We start from the raw sequence: 14299 nt of genomic DNA on the forward strand, positions 1-14299 counted from the left end.
CAGAGTGCCGAGGGGGAATCGATGCGCCTGCCTGCCAGCCTGCCTGTCCGTCTGCGTGCCTGCTTGGCCGCCGCCGTCACCGTCACCGCGCTCTGCCTCGCCGCCGCCGGCTGCGGGTCGGCGCCCACGGACTCCGCGGCCGAGACGCCGGTGTACGTGCTCAACCTGCAGAACTCCGAGCGGGGCAGGGCCGAGCAACGGCCGGCGAACCTCGTGCTCTCGGAGTTCAGCACGATGAGCGGGGTCACCTGGCGGACCTGGGGGCCGACCCGGGCGACCGGCGCCGGCAAGCTCAGCGGCACCTGGTGCCTGCCCGAGTGCGCGGACGCGCCCTACGCCGCCACGGTGACGCTGAGCAGCATCGTCCCGGTCAAGGGCAAGGGCTACTTCAGCCGGTACGCGGTGACGGCCGACGTGCCCGTCCTGCACCGTCCCGAGGCCGACCTGTCCGGGGTGCTGCCGACGCCCTGAGCCGTGCGCCGGCGGGGAGATTCGAATTCGCGAACACCGCCGTGGCCGTGTATGGTTACACCTGTCCGCAGCGCGAGAGCGGCAGGCGGACCCGCCCCTATAGCTCAGTCGGCAGAGCGTCTCCATGGTAAGGAGAAGGTCAACGGTTCGATTCCGTTTGGGGGCTCTAGCCGGAAAGTCCTATCCAAGCAGCGTTTCTGACTGAGCGCTGCAGGGTGGGGCTTTCGGCTTGGTGGGGATGCCTCATTCTCACCGGAAGACCGACCTCGATCATGGCTGATCCCGATGCGCGAATAGCCGTACAGGTCGGGTATCCTTGCGTGGCCGGATCCAGTTCCGGCCGAGGCGGAGTAGCTCAGTCAGGCAGAGCAAGCGGCTCATAATCGCTGTGTCGCCGGTTCAAGTCCGGCCTCCGCTACTACCCTGCCGGGTCACCTGAAGAAGGCGGCCCCGGTGCGGGTTGTCCAGTAGTCCCGAACGCAGAAAGGCACTCCCACGTGGCTGCCGCAGACGTTAGGCCGAAGATCACGCTGGCCTGCCAGGAGTGCAAGCACCGCAACTACATCACGCGGAAGAACCGGCGCAACGACCCGGATCGGCTTGAGCTGAAGAAGTACTGCCCCAACTGCAAGACGCACCGGGCGCACCGCGAGACCCGCTAGGTCGCGGCACGGACCGCATGCACTTCCGACACCGGCGTTCCCTTCCGGGGACGCCGGTTTGTCGTGTCCGGAGCGGCGCGCGGACCGGTGTCCGCCGGCGTGGGTCTGTTACGGTACGGCCTACTCAGCTCATCCGAAGGAGCCCGGCCCGATGCCTTTGAACCGCGATTTCGTCGGGCGGACGTACGAGTCGTCCGCGCCTTACGAGGTCAGCCGCGTGAAGATCAGCGAGTTCGCCACCGCGATCGGCGACTCCAATCCGATCTACCACGACAGGCAGGCCGCCGTGGCGGCCGGGCACCCGGACGTCGTCGCGCCGCCCACGTTCCCCATCGTGTTCAGCCTTCTCGGGACCGGTGACGCGCTCGCCGATCCCGGCCTCGGGCTCAACTTCGCGATGGTCGTGCACGGCGAGCAGAGGTTCGAGTACGAGCGGCCCATCCACGCGGGCGACGAGCTGGTGTGCACCTCGACCATCGCGGAGATCCGCAGCGTCGGCCGCAACGAGTTCATGACCCTGCGCAGCGACGTCTCGACCACCTCGGGTGAGCTGGTCTGCCGGACGTACAACATCATCGTGGAGCGCGGAGGGGCGGCCTGATCATGGCGGCGACGGTCAAGTACGACGAGGTGGAGACCGGCCAGGAGATCCCGGCCGTCGAATACCGGGTCCGCCGGGTGGACCTGGTGAGGTACGCCGGCGCCTCGGGCGACTTCAACCCCATCCATTGGAACGAGCGGCACGCCAAGGCGGTCGGCCTGCCCGACGTCATCGCGCACGGCATGTACACGATGGCGCAGGGCGGCCGGTTCGTGACGGACTGGGCGGGCGACCCCGGTGCGGTGGTGGAGTACGGCGTCCGGTTCTCCTCCATGGTCGTGGTGCCGGACGACGACAACGGCGCGACGATCACGATCAGCGGGATCGTCGAGGAAAAGCGTGAGGACAAGCGCGTCGTCGTGGCGCTGACCGCGAGGTCCGGCGACTCCCGCGTCCTGTCCAAGGCCCGCGCGGTGGTCCAGCTCTCCTGAGCGCGCCCCGTCCTGGCCGGCCTGATTGGCCGTGGCGGTGCTGGGTAGCGGTCGGATCGTGAGCGAGCGAGACATCGAAGCGAAGAACGAGCCGGTCACCACCCAGCGGGAGCACGGCGACGTCGCCGGCGTCGCCGCGGAGACCCAGGACCCCGGCAAGGCCGGCGACGCCCACGGCGGCGCGTTGCCGCGCCCGCGGGCGGAGAACGCCAGGGAGGCCGCCGGAGCCGCGGGCCCGGAAGAGATCGCCGAGGTCAAGCGGGACATCGCTCCCGGCGGGACGATCGAGACCGCGCTGACCCCTTCGGGCGAGCCGTCGGTGGTCGCCTCCCAGCTCCTGTGGGACGGCAGTTCGGCCACGTCGAGGGTCGACGAGTCGATCGCCGAGGCGGAGCGCGAGGACCGCGGATAGCTATCCTGTTCGTCGGGATGTTCCGGGTGCGAGGAGACCGATGGCTGACCGGTTGGCAGGGGTGCCGCTCGCCCCGTACACCACGCTGCGTACGGGCGGACCGGCCCGGGCGTTCACGCAGGCGCGGACGCAGGACGAGCTGGTCGCGATCGTGGCCGAGGCCGACCGTGAGGGCGAGCCAGTCCTGGTGCTCGGCGGCGGCAGCAACCTGGTGGTGTCCGACGACGGGTTCGACGGGCTCGTGGTGCGCGTCGCCACCCGGGGCGTCGACGTGACGGTCGAGGACGGCCGCGCGCTGGTCACCGTGCAGGCGGGGGAGGACTGGGACGCTCTGGTCGCCCGCTGCGTGGCCGAGGGCTGGTCGGGAGCCGAGTGCCTGTCGGGCGTTCCCGGGCTGGTGGGCTCCACGCCGATCCAGAACGTCGGCGCGTATGGGCAGGACGTCTCGCAGACCGTGGTCGTCGTCCGGGTGTACGACCGGAAGACCGGCGAGGTGGGGGACCTCACGGCGGCCGAGTGCGGCTTCGCCTACCGGCACAGCGCGTTCAAGCACGACCCCGGCCGGCATGTGGTGCTGGCCGTCACCTACGCGCTGGAGCGCTCCGCGCTGTCGGGGCCCGTGGCCTACAAGGAGCTGGCCGCGCGGCTCGGGGTGGAGATCGGCGCGCGGGTGCCGCTGGCCGAGGCCCGGGAGGCCGTGCTGGAGCTGCGGCGGGGCAAGGGCATGGTGCTCGACCCCGACGATCCGGACACCCGCAGCGCCGGGTCGTTCTTCACCAACCCCGTGCTCGGCCCTGAGGAGGCGGCGGCCCTGGCGCTGCGGGCCCCCGGCCATCCGCGCTGGGACACGCCCGACGGCATGGTCAAGGTGCCGGCGGCGTGGCTGATCGAGAACGCCGGGTTCCCCAAGGGCTACGAGAAGGGCCGGGTCCGCATCTCGACCAAGCACACGCTGGCCCTCACCAACCCCACCGGCGAGGCGGGCGCGGGCGAGCTGCTGGCGCTGGCCCGCGAGGTGCGCGACGGCGTGCACGAGAAGTTCGGGGTGTGGCTGGTCAACGAGCCCGTGCTGGTGGGAGTAAGTCTTTAGCTCGGTTAAACTGGGGCAACACCGAAGGGGAGTAGTCCGAAATCCACTGATCGACACACTGGCGGCACGTACGCCCGGTCGTGGAGCCCTCGTGGCGGACGAGACCTTCGGCCCGACAGTCATGATCACATGCTGCCGGGCCGAAGTCGTGCCCGAACTCCCCGGGTGTCGTACGGCGGCCCGGTCGCATCTCCCCTGGAGGAAGGCGACCCCGTGCAAGCCCTCTGGATCTCCCTCGTTGTCATCTTCGTCGCCGAGCTGGGCGACAAGAGCCAGCTCATGGCTCTGACCTTCGCGACCCGGTTCAAGACGGGGCCGGTGCTGGCCGGCATCACCGCCGCGACCGCGCTCGTCCACCTCGTCAGCGTCGGCCTCGGCCGGGTCGTCGGCGACGCCCTCCCGACCACCGCCATCTCGATCATCGCCGGCGTCGCGTTCCTCGCCTTCGCGGCGTGGACGCTGCGCGGTGACGAGCTCACCGAGGAGGAGAAGGGCAAGGCGGCCAAGAGCACCCGCAACGCGTTCATCGCCGTCGCCGTGGCGTTCTTCCTCAGCGAGCTGGGCGACAAGACGATGCTCGCCACCATCACGCTGGCCACCCAGCACGGCTGGTTCGGCACGTGGGTCGGCTCGACCGTGGGCATGGTCGCCGCCGACGCGCTGGCCATCCTGGTCGGCCGGTTCCTCGGCACGCGCCTGCCCGAGAAGTGGATCAAGTATGGCGCGGCCGCCGCGTTCGCCGTCTTCGGCGTGCTGCTGCTCGTCGAGCCCCTGTTCGCCTGACTCTCGTCTTCCTAGTCGAGGAGAGACAGGCGGTGGGCCGCGGCGGCCGCCTCGCCCCTGGTCGACACGCCCAGCTTGGGCAGGATGTTCGACACGTGCACGCTGACGGTCTTGGCCGAGATGAACAGCTCGGCCGCGATGTCCCGGTTGCTGCGCCCGGCCGCCACCAGGCGCAGCACCTCCAGCTCGCGGGGGGTCAGGTCGGCCTGCCGTACGGGCTCGGACGGCGTGGCGTCGGAGAGAGGCGAGCCGACGCGGCGGGCCAGCGTCTCGATCTGGGTGACCAGAGGGGCGGCGCGCAGCGCGACCGCGAGCGGGCAGGCCTCGCGCAGACGTGCCGTGGCCCCCTCGCGGTCGCCGCTCGCCGCGGCGGCCATGGCGCCGTGCAGCAGCGCCTTGGCCCGGACGTACGGACGGTCCAGCCGCCGCCACGCCTCGGCCGCCGCGTCGAACTCGCCCCGGTAGACCAGCCCGAACGCCTCGTTCACCGGCCCGTCGCCCAGGTTGACGGCCAGACGGTCGCCCAGCTCCCGGACATGAGCCACCCGATCGGGGGCGACCGGAGCCCCCGCGTCGCAGACGTACCGGACCGAGGCGAGCAGCCGCCCGGCGAGCATCGCCTTGCGCGACAGCGGCGGATCGTCCAGCGCCGTTTCCAGGACGGTCAGGGCCTGCAGCGGCTCACCGCGCAGCAGGTGCCAGGCGAGGGCCAGGCGGGTGTTGTTCGTCCATTCCTGTGTCTGCTCGTCCCGGTGGGGGGAGAAGGCGCCGACCTCGGTGAGGATGTCCTGCGCCAGCTCCTCCTCGCCGCGTGCGATCGCGATGTCGGCGCGGACGCGCAGCATGTGCCACCGGTTGCGCAGGGTCGGTCCCATCGTCAGTGACCGCTCGATGATCTCGACGGCCTCGTCCCACCGGCCGAGCGACTCCAGCGCCTCCGCCCGGTTGTTGGCGATGAACACCCCGTGCTGGCGGAACCTGCCGTATCGCCGGGAGAGCTTCTCACCCTTGAGGGCGAGCGCCACGGCCTCCTCCGAGCGGCCGAGGTTGTCCAGGGCGTCGACGTTGTTCGCCAGGGCGCGCAGGATGATGCGCGGCGAGTCGAGCCGGGTCCCGATAGTCAGGGCGCCTTCGTTGATCGCGAAAGCGGTCTCCAGGTCGCCGTTGATCGAGTGCCCGAGCGCGAGGTTGATCAGGAGGTCGGCCTCCTGCACCTTGTCGCCCGTCTCGCGGGCGATGCGCAGGGCCTCCTCGGTGAGCGCGGTGCCCTCGTCGATCTCGTCCGAGTTGATCAGCACGGTGCCCAGCCGGGTCAGCACGAGCGTGCGGATGTCGCCGGGCAGCGGGACCAGCCGTTCGGCCCGCCGCAGGTCCTCCAGACCGCCGGGCTTGCCCTTCTGAATCTTGATGTTCGCCATGCGGACCAGCAGTTCGGCCACCCGCTCGGGGGAGGTCCGCTCGTCCAGCTCGGCGAGCGCGCCGCGCACGTACTTGAGGCTCTGCTCCATGTCGCCGCTGACGTACGCCGCCTCGGAGGCCCGCTCGAGGACCGTGCAGTGGTCGTGGCCGATGCGCTCGGCGGCGTCTGGGACCTTCTCCCACAGCGTCAGCACGCGTTCGAGGAGCTGGACCTGCTCGGTGTAGGCGAACGACTTGGCCGCCTTCTCCGCCGCCTCCCAGGCCGAGATCAGCGCCCACAGGTCGTCGCGGGCGGAGTACCAGTGGTGGGCGATTTCGATGGCGGCCCGGCCGGGAGGCACCAGGGTGCGGTCGCGGTCGATCTCCTCGGCGTACCGCGCGTGCATCCGCGCGTGCTCGCCGGGCAGCAACTCGTCGTGGACCGCCTCGCGGATCAGCGCGTGCCGGAACGCGTAGGCCCCGCCGTCGGCCACCTGCAGCACGTTGGCCGCGATGGCCGGCCGCAGCGCGTTCTCCAGCTCAACGTCGGACAGGCCGCTGACCGCCGCGAGCAGCTCGTGCCCGACGCGTACGCCCCCGGCGGCGGCGATCCTGAGCACCCGCTGGCTCTCCTCGGGCAGCCGCTCCACCGAGCCGATGATCAGGTCGTGCAGCGAGTCGGGGAACGAGCAGTCGTCGCCGCAGTCGAGCAGCGCCTCCACGAACAGCGGGATGCCGCCGCTGCGGTCGAAGACCCGGTCCACCTTGGCGAACTCCGGGGTCACCCCGAGGATGCCGGCCATCTGCGCGGCGACCTCGTTCTGAGTGAAGCGGGGCAGGTCCACCCGGACCACGCCGTCGACCCGCCCCAGCTCGGCCAGCACCGGCCGCAGGGGATGGGTGCGGTGCAGTTCGTCCGAGCGGTACGTCATGACCATCAGGACGGGGGCCGACTTGAGGTTGCGGCTGAGGAAGGCGATGAGGTCCCGGCTGGAGCGGTCGGCCCAGTGGATGTCCTCGATGACGAGCACCACCGGCCGCCGCTCGGCGAGACGCTCGAGCAGGGCGAGGATCAGCTCGAACAGCCGGGCGCGGGCCGACTCGGTCTCCCCGTCGCCGCTCGGCTCGCCGAACTCGGGCAGCAGCCTGGCCAGGTCGCGGGCGGCGCCGTCGGGCAGGAGGGCGGCGACCTCGGCCGCGCCGCACTCCCGGACGAGCTGCCGCAGTGCGGCGGTGAACGGCGCGTAGGCCAGCCCTTCGGCGGACAGTTCCACGCAGCCCCCGACGAGCACGTGGGCGCCGTCCTGCGCGGCCTGCTCAGCGAACCGGCCGGCGAGGCGGGTCTTCCCCACGCCCGCCTCGCCGCCGATGAGCACCGCCGCGGTCATCTGCTTTCTGGCCTGGTCGTAGGCCTCGCCCAGGGTTTCAAGCTCCGCGCCCCGCCCGACGAAGACGGGGCTCACCGCCCGGCGTGTCATGCCGTCAAGCATGTCATGACCCTTTGCGTGGCTTCGCCTGGTTTTTCGGACAGACCCTTGTGGCCTGTGGGATTCACGGCGGCTGAAAGGCCCGGCCGGGAGGGAGGCTCCGGCCGGGCCTTCGTGCGCGTCTCATGAGGTGCGGAGCTTGCCGAAGGCCGCACGCAGCCGGCGCTGGCCGGAGCGCTGCTGGGCCTTCCTGCCCGCCAGCGCCTGGCGGGCGCGGCGGTGGTCGGCGGCCTCCTCCTGAAGCTCGGCCGCCCGGCTGATCATTACCTGGTAGTGGAGCTCGGGACCCATCGCTGTGTCTCCTTGTTTCGGGTCTCTTTCCGTACTCCTCAAGGTTCGGTCTAAGGCGTGGTGCGACACATCGGGCGGATGCCCTATCTCTGGCACGGCTCTGCGGCGTAGGACCCTAAGGGGAGTCCTAAGGCGGCTAAGGCGACGGCTTAGGACTCCCGCCACGCCCCCTCATAGGCGATCAGGCGGACACCCACGCTTCCGCACGCGCAGCGCAGGTAGATCACCAGCCCCACCGAGGTCGAGTGCGCCGAGAGGATCTCCCGCTGCGCCGCCGGCCCGCAGACGTCACACGCCTTCAGATCCATTCCCGGCCTCCGATGCGCGCCGTAATTTCAATGGTTGAGTATTTAGATTACAGTTGGGGGCATGACGAGGACCAGCCCCACCGAGGTGACCGGTTACCGCAACGACGGCGTGGGCACGGCCGCGGCCCTGGTCAACGCCGTCACGACGGGCGGCCGCGACGTCTCTGCCGAAACGCTGCGGGCCCTGCTGGCCTCGTACAACTTCAAGGTGGACGAGCCGCTCACCGAGGACGAGACGCAGATGCTGCGCGACTGGGCCCGCCGGCTCCGGCCGGTGTTCGCCGAGCCCGACCAGGCGCGGGCGATCGACCTGCTCAACGCCCTGATGGCCGAGGCGCCCATGCGCCCGCACATCTCCGACCACGGCTTGGGGCCGCACCTGCACTACGGCCCGCCGGGGGCGGCGCTCGTCGACCGCGTGAGGGCCAACACGGCGGTCGGGCTCGCCTTCGTGATCTGCGAGTACGGCGCGGAGCGCCTGGGCGTCTGCCTCGACGCCGGATGCGAGCGCGTCTACGCCGACATCGCGCGGGGACCCCGCAGGCGCTACTGCTCCAAGGCCTGTCTGAACCGGAACACGGTGGCCGCCTTCCGCGCCCGCCGGACCTCCACCTCCGCCTGAGCCGCGGCAAGGATCAAGAGGCCGGGTCCCCGGGTTTGGAATCATTCCTCGTGGTCGGGGATGCTGGTCTCGTGCCAACTATGACTACTCCGCTCGCGGAGGTCGCCTCCTCACCCTCGACGCTGCGGGCGTTCCTGCACGGCCTTCCCGGGGTCGACCGCGTCGGGGCGGACGCGCGGGCCGCGATGCTGGGCACGCGATCCATCAAGACGACCGCCAAGAAGCAGGCCATCGACATGGCCATCGGAATGGTCGACCTCACCACCCTGGAAGGCGCGGACACCCCCGGCAAGGTCAGGGCGATGTGCGCCAAGGCGGTGCGGCCCGACCCCGCCGACGCGTCGGTGCCGCCGGTCGCCGCCGTCTGCGTCTACCCCGACCTGGTCGCGACCGCCGTCGAGGCGCTCGCCGGATCCGGCGTGAAGGTGGCGTCCGTCGCCACGTCGTTCCCCAGCGGCCGATCCTCCCTGGAGGTGAAGGTCGCCGAGACGTCCCTCGCCGTGGCGGCCGGAGCGGCCGAGATCGACATGGTCATCGACCGCGGTGCATTCCTCGCGGGCGACTACCTCAAGGTGTACGAGGAGATCGTCGCCACCAAGGAAGCCTGTGCCGACGCGCATCTGAAGGTGATCCTGGAGACCGGCGAGCTCGCGACGTACGACAACGTGCGGCGGGCCTCCTGGCTCGCGATGATCGCCGGGGCGGACTTCATCAAGACCTCGACCGGCAAGGTGTCGCCGGCCGCGACGCTGCCGGTGACGCTCGTCATGCTGGAGGCCGTGCGCGACTTCCTGGCCGCGACCGGCCGCAAGGTGGGCGTGAAGCCCGCGGGCGGCATCCGCACCACCAAGGACGCGATCAAGTATCTGGTGCTGGTCAACGAGACCGCCGGGCCGGACTGGCTGCACCCCGACTGGTTCCGCCTCGGCGCCTCCTCGCTGCTGAACGACCTGCTCATGCAGCGGCAGAAGATGGCCACCGGCCGGTACGCCGGTCCCGACTACTTCACGCTGGACTGAGGGCTGGACTGAGGCATGTTCGAATACGCACCCGCGCCCGAGTCGCGGGACATCGTCGACATCCGGCCGTCGTACGGCCTGTTCATCAACGGCGAGTGGGTCGAGCCGCAAGGCGAGGAGCGCCACAAGACCGTCAACCCGGCCACCGAGGAGGTGCTCGCGGAGGTCGCGTGGGCGGGGGAGGCCGACGTCGACCGCGCGGTCCAGGCCGCGGCCAAGGCGTTTCCCGTCTGGTCGGCCATGCCGGGCGCGGAGCGGGCCAAGTACCTGTTCCGGATCGCCCGGATCATCCAGGAACGGGCGCGAGAGCTGGCCGTCCTGGAGACCCTCGACAACGGCAAGCCGATCCGGGAGTCCCGCGACGTGGACCTCCCGCTGGTCGCCGCCCACTTCTTCTACTACGCGGGCTGGGCCGACAAGCTCTCCTACGCGGGGTTCGGTCCCGACCCCCGGCCGCTGGGCGTGGCCGGGCAGGTCATCCCGTGGAACTTCCCGCTGCTCATGCTGGCCTGGAAGATCGCGCCCGCGCTGGCCTGCGGCAACACGGTCGTGCTCAAGCCGGCCGAGACCACGCCGCTGACCGCGCTGGCGTTCGCCGACATCTGCCGCCAGGCCGACCTGCCGCCCGGGGTCGTCAACATCGTCACCGGCGCCGGAGAGACGGGCGCCGCGCTCGTGAACCACCCCGGCGTGGACAAGGTCGCCTTCACCGGCTCGACGGAGGTCGGCCGCCTGATCGCCAGGAGTCTCGCGGGCACCCGCAAGAAGCTCACGCTGGAGCTGGGCGGCAAGGCCGCCAACATCGTGTTCGAGGACGCGCCGCTGGACCAGGCCGTCGAAGGCATCGTCAACGGCATCTTCTTCAACCAGGGCCACGTCTGCTGCGCCGGGTCGCGGCTGCTGGTGCAGGAGTCGATCGCCGCCGACCTGCTGGAGGCGCTCAAGCGGCGCCTCGGCACGCTCAGGCTCGGCGACCCGCTGGACAAGAACACCGACATCGGCGCGATCAACTCGGCCGAGCAGCTCGCCAAGATCCGCGAGCTGTCGGAGGCCGGGGAGGCCGAGGGCGCCGAGCGGTGGTCGCCCGCCTGTCCGATCCCCGACCGCGGCTACTGGTTCCCGCCGACCGTCTTCACGGGCGTGGCCCAGTCGCACCGGATCGCCAGGGAGGAGATCTTCGGGCCGGTGCTGTCGGTGCTGACCTTCCGCACCCCCGCCGAGGCGGTGGAGAAGGCCAACAACACGCCGTACGGGCTGTCGGCGGGTGTGTGGACCGAGAAGGGCTCCCTCATGCTGTGGGCGGCGTCCCGGCTGCGGGCCGGCGTCGTCTGGTCCAACACGTTCAACCGGTTCGATCCGACCTCGCCCTTCGGCGGTTACAAGGAGTCGGGCTACGGCCGCGAGGGCGGGCGGCACGGTCTGGAGGCCTACCTTGCGGTGTGATCATCCCTCCGGCCGGCCGTCCGGCAGGTGCGGCGACGGGCAGCGCCGCCGCCTGGTGCGGCGGGCCCGCGCCGGCGCCGGCGAGGGCTTCTCCCGGGGCCGCCGCTCCCGCCGCTTCGCCGTACGGCACGGCTGGTTCGCGCATCGCGGCGGCGTGTGCCGGTGCGGCCAGACCTATCAGCCGGCCCGTCCTCTGGAGATTGGAACCTTCGATGAGTGAGCGCACCGAACGGTTGAGCGTGCGCAAGACGTACAAGCTGTTCATCGGCGGCGCGTTCCCGCGTTCGGAGAGCGGAAGGTCGTATGTCGTGACCTCCTCCAAGGGCGACTTCCTCGCCAACGCGGCCAGGGCCTCGCGTAAGGACGCCAGGGACGCGGTCTCGGCCGCGCGGAAGGCGTTCCCCGGCTGGTCGGGCGCCACGGCGTACAACAGGGGCCAGATCCTGTACCGCATCGCCGAGATGCTGGAGGGCCGGCGCGCCCAGTTCGTGGCCGAGATCGCCGACGCCGACGGCGTCTCCGCGAAGAAGGCGGGCGAGCTGGTGGACGCCGCGGTGGACCGGCTGGTCTGGTACGCGGGCTGGTCCGACAAGATCGGTGCGGTCCTCGGGTCGGCCAATCCGGTGGCCGGGCCGTACTTCAACCTGTCGAGCCCGGAGCCGACCGGTGTGGTCGCGGTGGTGGCCCCGCCGGCGGGACCGCTGCTGGGACTGGTCAGCGTGATCGCGCCGGTGATCGTGACCGGCAACACCTGCGTGGTCGTCGCCTCCGAGCGCGCGCCGCTGCCGGCGATCACGCTGGCCGAGGTGCTGGCGACCTCCGACCTGCCGGGCGGGGTGGTGAACATCCTCACCGGCTCGGCCGCCGAGATCGCCCCCTGGCTCGCGGGCCACATGGACGTCAACGGCATCGACCTGACGGGCGCCGGCCCCGAGCTGGCCGTCACGTGTGAGGAACTGGCCGCGGAGAACCTCAAGCGGGTGCTCCGGCCGCCGGCCGATCGCGTGGACTGGCTCGCCGACCCCGGCATCGAGCGGATGACGGCGTTCCTGGAGACCAAGACCGTCTGGCATCCGATCGGGGTCTAGCCCTTCGCCAGGGCCAGGAGGAGTTCGGCGTTCGAGCCGGTGTTCTTCAGTGTGGTGAGGAAGCGTTCGAACCCCTCCTGGTCCTGCAACGCCCGGCGCAGCCGCCAGATCAGTGGCTGCTCCGCGGGGTGGAGCAGCAGTTCCTCGCGGCGCGTGCCGGAGGCGACGACGTCGACGGCGGGGAAGACGCGGCGGTCGGCCAGGCTCCGGCTCAGCTTCAGCTCCATGTTGCCGGTGCTCTTGAACTCCTCGAAGAGGTTGTCGTCCATCTTCGAGCCGGTCTCGACCAGCGCGGTGGCGAGGATCGTGAGCGAGCCGCCGCCCTCGATGTTGCGGGCGGCGCCGAGCACCTTCTTGGGCTGGTGCAGCGCCCGGGCGTCCATGCCGCCCGTCAGCACGCGCCCGCCGCTCGGCGCGGCCATGTTGTACGCCCGGCCGAGGCGGGTGATCGAGTCGATGAGCACGACCACGTCGCGGCCCGCCTCCACGAGCCGCTTGGCCCGCTCGACGGCGAGCTCGGCCGCGGTGATGTGGTCCTGCGGCGCACGGTCGAAGGTCGAGGCGACCACCTCGGCCCGGACCGACTCGCGCATGTCGGTGACCTCCTCGGGCCGCTCGTCCACCAGGACGACGATGAGGTGGCATTCGGGGTGGTTGGTCGTGATCGCGTTCGCGACGGCCTTGAGGAACATCGTCTTGCCGGCCTTCGGCGGGGCGACGATCAGGCCGCGCTGCCCCTTGCCTATCGGCGCGAACAGGTCGATGACCCGCGTGGCCAGCACGTCGCGCGTCGTCTCCAGGCGCAGCCGCTCGTCGGGGTGGATCGGCACGAGGTCGGCGAAGTGCGGCCGCGCGGTGTCCACGGGCGCGCCGTTCACGACCGTGACGGCGGTGAGCATGCCGTTCTGGGCGATGCCGCGGACGTGGTCGCCGCGGCGCAGGTCGAGCGCGTCCACGAGCGCGGCCGGGACGGTCACGTCCTTCGGGCCGGGCAGGTAGCCGTTCGCGCGGATGACCGCGTTCCTGCCCGATCGGTCGACCAGGCCGGTGACCTCGATGGTCCGGGTGTTCTTCGTACGGGCCTGCGCGGCGCGGGAGGCGCTGCGCTGCTGGGGAACGCTGAGAGTGTGGGTCATGGGACTCCTCGGTCCGGGAGGTGCAGGTACACGCTGATGTGGGGAGATGTCCGGTCCGGCCGGAGCAGGGCGGGAGGGAGCGGGGACCGCGGCGAAGGCCCGGCGGAGCGGGCTTCGCGAGGTCCGAAAGGCGCCTCCCGGCGCAGCGTCTCAACGCATGTCGGCCGATGCTGCGTCGACCGGTGGCTGACAGACGCTGGTGCGATACGTGCGATGCGCGTATGGGCTCATCAGTGTCGACTGGTGGTCATCGGACCGCGGAGCCAGAACCATACGGCTTGTCGCTGACTATAACAGGCTCAACTGTCGCCGCAATCCCTGAGATCTACCGGGCCTGGAGGGCGTCGAGCGCCACGGCCATGGCGATGACCAGGCGGCGGTCGAGGCGCGGGTCGCGGATCTCGATGGCGTACCGGTCGCGCAGGCCCCACCTGCGGTCCACGGAGAACGCGATCGAGGCGCCGATGCTGAAGTCGAAGTGGTACGGCAGCCACTCCAGCGAGTCGGAGAACCGGCGCAGCAGGGCGACCGCCAGGTTCCGCTCCTGCCCGGTCAGCGTCGGCAGTCCCGGCTGCTGGAGATGCCAGGTCGAGCGGAGCAGCGAGCGGCCGAAGTCCTTGCGGAACGTCCCGAGGGGGTTGCCCGCGTCGTCCACCACGTCGTACTCACCGGCGAGGTCGAGGACCTTGCGCGCCTTGAACCCGGCCAGCGTCGCCTGCCGGGACTCGTCGGTGTAGAGCGTCACCTGCTCCTTGAGGGCCATCCGCTTCTGCTCGGCGAAGCCCACGATCTCGCCTTCCGAACCGTCGGGGAGAGCCACATGGACGACGTACCTGTTCACCATCATGGTGATTTTCTGGCGCAGGTACAGGCGGGTCTGTGCCTGCAGGGTCGCTATATCCATATGAGACTCCAAGGACGGTCTTTTGCCTCCCTATATGCCCTCTCTCGGAGGAAGATCACAGGCGAGATGCCGCCGAATCGACGACCCGGCGGACTAGGCAGCTTGAGTGACCATAACCACACTTTTCGGACTTGATGCAACCAGGGAAGATCC

17 protein-coding genes and 2 tRNA genes are annotated in these 14299 nt (G+C 70.7%); 14 read left to right on the forward strand and 5 right to left on the reverse strand.

Annotated features, from left to right (window positions below):
* Positions 1 to 21: 21 nt before the first annotated feature.
* From ABZ860_RS03540 to ABZ860_RS03580, 9 genes are all read left to right on the forward strand, one after another.
* Positions 22 to 471: a hypothetical protein gene (locus tag ABZ860_RS03540; protein ID WP_357214438.1), complete on the forward strand. Its 450-nt coding sequence runs from the start codon at positions 22 to 24 to the stop codon at positions 469 to 471.
* 93 nt (positions 472 to 564) lie between these two features.
* A tRNA-Thr gene (locus tag ABZ860_RS03545) sits at positions 565 to 637 on the forward strand.
* 178 nt (positions 638 to 815) lie between these two features.
* Positions 816 to 889: transfer RNA gene (locus tag ABZ860_RS03550), tRNA-Met, on the forward strand.
* 79 nt (positions 890 to 968) lie between these two features.
* Positions 969 to 1133 carry a 50S ribosomal protein L33 gene (rpmG, locus tag ABZ860_RS03555; RefSeq protein ID WP_030510782.1) on the forward strand — a complete coding sequence of 55 codons (165 nt, stop codon included), beginning with the start codon at positions 969 to 971 and terminating at the stop codon, positions 1131 to 1133.
* A gap of 151 nt (positions 1134 to 1284) precedes the next feature.
* A complete protein-coding gene (locus tag ABZ860_RS03560; RefSeq protein ID WP_357214441.1) occupies positions 1285 to 1734 on the forward strand; it encodes a MaoC family dehydratase N-terminal domain-containing protein in 450 nt (149 codons plus the stop codon).
* A 2-nt stretch (positions 1735 to 1736) separates the two neighbouring features.
* A complete protein-coding gene (locus ABZ860_RS03565; RefSeq protein WP_357214444.1) occupies positions 1737 to 2165 on the forward strand; it encodes a MaoC family dehydratase in 429 nt (142 codons plus the stop codon).
* A 58-nt stretch (positions 2166 to 2223) separates the two neighbouring features.
* Complete coding sequence (locus ABZ860_RS03570) at positions 2224 to 2577, forward strand: hypothetical protein (protein ID WP_357214446.1); 354 nt, start codon at positions 2224 to 2226, stop codon at positions 2575 to 2577.
* A 40-nt stretch (positions 2578 to 2617) separates the two neighbouring features.
* Entirely contained in the window at positions 2618 to 3667 is a 1050-nt protein-coding gene (locus tag ABZ860_RS03575; RefSeq protein ID WP_357214449.1) for a UDP-N-acetylmuramate dehydrogenase, read from the forward strand.
* Between the two features lie 213 nt (positions 3668 to 3880).
* Positions 3881 to 4450 (forward strand): TMEM165/GDT1 family protein, encoded by a 570-nt coding sequence (locus ABZ860_RS03580; RefSeq protein ID WP_357214452.1) that lies wholly within the window; start codon positions 3881 to 3883, stop codon positions 4448 to 4450.
* A gap of 11 nt (positions 4451 to 4461) precedes the next feature.
* Here the strand turns inward: ABZ860_RS03580 and ABZ860_RS03585 are convergent, their stop codons facing one another.
* The 3 genes from ABZ860_RS03585 to ABZ860_RS03595 form a co-directional block, all read right to left on the reverse strand.
* The gene (locus ABZ860_RS03585; RefSeq protein WP_357214454.1) at positions 4462 to 7326 is read right to left on the reverse strand and encodes an AAA family ATPase; all 2865 of its coding nucleotides are present in this window, start codon (positions 7324 to 7326) and stop codon (positions 4462 to 4464) included.
* Between the two features lie 132 nt (positions 7327 to 7458).
* Entirely contained in the window at positions 7459 to 7626 is a 168-nt protein-coding gene (locus tag ABZ860_RS03590) for a hypothetical protein (protein ID WP_357214456.1), read from the reverse strand.
* Positions 7627 to 7775: 149 nt separating this feature from the next.
* A complete protein-coding gene (locus ABZ860_RS03595) occupies positions 7776 to 7934 on the reverse strand; it encodes a hypothetical protein (RefSeq protein ID WP_357214459.1) in 159 nt (52 codons plus the stop codon).
* Between the two features lie 61 nt (positions 7935 to 7995).
* On the opposite strand from ABZ860_RS03595, the gene ABZ860_RS03600 reads away from it, so the two are divergent.
* The 5 genes from ABZ860_RS03600 (at position 7996) to ABZ860_RS03620 (ending at position 12106) form a co-directional block, all read left to right on the forward strand.
* Positions 7996 to 8556, forward strand: a complete 561-nt coding sequence (locus tag ABZ860_RS03600) for a CGNR zinc finger domain-containing protein (protein ID WP_357214462.1) — start codon at positions 7996 to 7998, stop codon at positions 8554 to 8556.
* Positions 8557 to 8636: 80 nt separating this feature from the next.
* Entirely contained in the window at positions 8637 to 9575 is a 939-nt protein-coding gene (gene deoC, locus ABZ860_RS03605; protein ID WP_079313790.1) for a deoxyribose-phosphate aldolase, read from the forward strand.
* A gap of 15 nt (positions 9576 to 9590) precedes the next feature.
* Positions 9591 to 11018, forward strand: coding sequence for an aldehyde dehydrogenase family protein (locus ABZ860_RS03610; protein ID WP_357214465.1), 1428 nt, complete (start codon positions 9591 to 9593; stop codon positions 11016 to 11018).
* Positions 11008 to 11238, forward strand: a complete 231-nt coding sequence (locus tag ABZ860_RS03615) for a hypothetical protein (protein ID WP_357214468.1) — start codon at positions 11008 to 11010, stop codon at positions 11236 to 11238. Before ABZ860_RS03610 ends, ABZ860_RS03615 begins: the two co-directional genes overlap by 11 nt.
* Positions 11231 to 12106, forward strand: coding sequence for an aldehyde dehydrogenase family protein (locus ABZ860_RS03620; protein ID WP_357214470.1), 876 nt, complete (start codon positions 11231 to 11233; stop codon positions 12104 to 12106). Before ABZ860_RS03615 ends, ABZ860_RS03620 begins: the two co-directional genes overlap by 8 nt.
* Here the strand turns inward: ABZ860_RS03620 and rho are convergent.
* Entirely contained in the window at positions 12103 to 13242 is a 1140-nt protein-coding gene (gene rho / locus ABZ860_RS03625; RefSeq protein ID WP_357214472.1) for a transcription termination factor Rho, read from the reverse strand. The two genes, ABZ860_RS03620 and rho, sit on opposite strands and share 4 nt — an antisense overlap.
* A 325-nt stretch (positions 13243 to 13567) precedes the next feature.
* Positions 13568 to 14146 carry a hypothetical protein gene (locus ABZ860_RS03630; RefSeq protein WP_357214474.1) on the reverse strand — a complete coding sequence of 193 codons (579 nt, stop codon included), beginning with the start codon at positions 14144 to 14146 and terminating at the stop codon, positions 13568 to 13570.
* Positions 14147 to 14299: the final 153 nt, after the last annotated feature.

It is taken from the genome of Microbispora sp. NPDC046973 (assembly GCF_040644495.1).
Lineage (GTDB): Bacteria > Actinomycetota > Actinomycetes > Streptosporangiales > Streptosporangiaceae > Microbispora.

Bases quoted from the DNA above. Each gene is read 5' to 3' on its own strand.
- ABZ860_RS03540 (WP_357214438.1), top strand. From the start codon at position 22: ATGCGCCTGCCTGCCAGCCTGCCTGTCCGTCTGCGTGCCTGCTTGGCC.
- ABZ860_RS03560 (WP_357214441.1), top strand. From the start codon at position 1,285: ATGCCTTTGAACCGCGATTTCGTCGGGCGGACGTACGAGTCGTCCGCG.
- ABZ860_RS03565 (WP_357214444.1), top strand. From the start codon at position 1,737: ATGGCGGCGACGGTCAAGTACGACGAGGTGGAGACCGGCCAGGAGATC.
- ABZ860_RS03575 (WP_357214449.1), top strand. From the start codon at position 2,618: ATGGCTGACCGGTTGGCAGGGGTGCCGCTCGCCCCGTACACCACGCTG.
- ABZ860_RS03585 (WP_357214454.1), bottom strand. From the start codon at position 7,326: ATGACACGCCGGGCGGTGAGCCCCGTCTTCGTCGGGCGGGGCGCGGAG.
- ABZ860_RS03590 (WP_357214456.1), bottom strand. From the start codon at position 7,626: ATGGGTCCCGAGCTCCACTACCAGGTAATGATCAGCCGGGCGGCCGAG.
- ABZ860_RS03595 (WP_357214459.1), bottom strand. From the start codon at position 7,934: ATGGATCTGAAGGCGTGTGACGTCTGCGGGCCGGCGGCGCAGCGGGAG.
- ABZ860_RS03600 (WP_357214462.1), top strand. From the start codon at position 7,996: ATGACGAGGACCAGCCCCACCGAGGTGACCGGTTACCGCAACGACGGC.
- deoC (WP_079313790.1), top strand. From the start codon at position 8,637: ATGACTACTCCGCTCGCGGAGGTCGCCTCCTCACCCTCGACGCTGCGG.
- ABZ860_RS03610 (WP_357214465.1), top strand. From the start codon at position 9,591: ATGTTCGAATACGCACCCGCGCCCGAGTCGCGGGACATCGTCGACATC.
- ABZ860_RS03620 (WP_357214470.1), top strand. From the start codon at position 11,231: ATGAGTGAGCGCACCGAACGGTTGAGCGTGCGCAAGACGTACAAGCTG.
- rho (WP_357214472.1), bottom strand. From the start codon at position 13,242: ATGACCCACACTCTCAGCGTTCCCCAGCAGCGCAGCGCCTCCCGCGCC.
- ABZ860_RS03630 (WP_357214474.1), bottom strand. From the start codon at position 14,146: ATGGATATAGCGACCCTGCAGGCACAGACCCGCCTGTACCTGCGCCAG.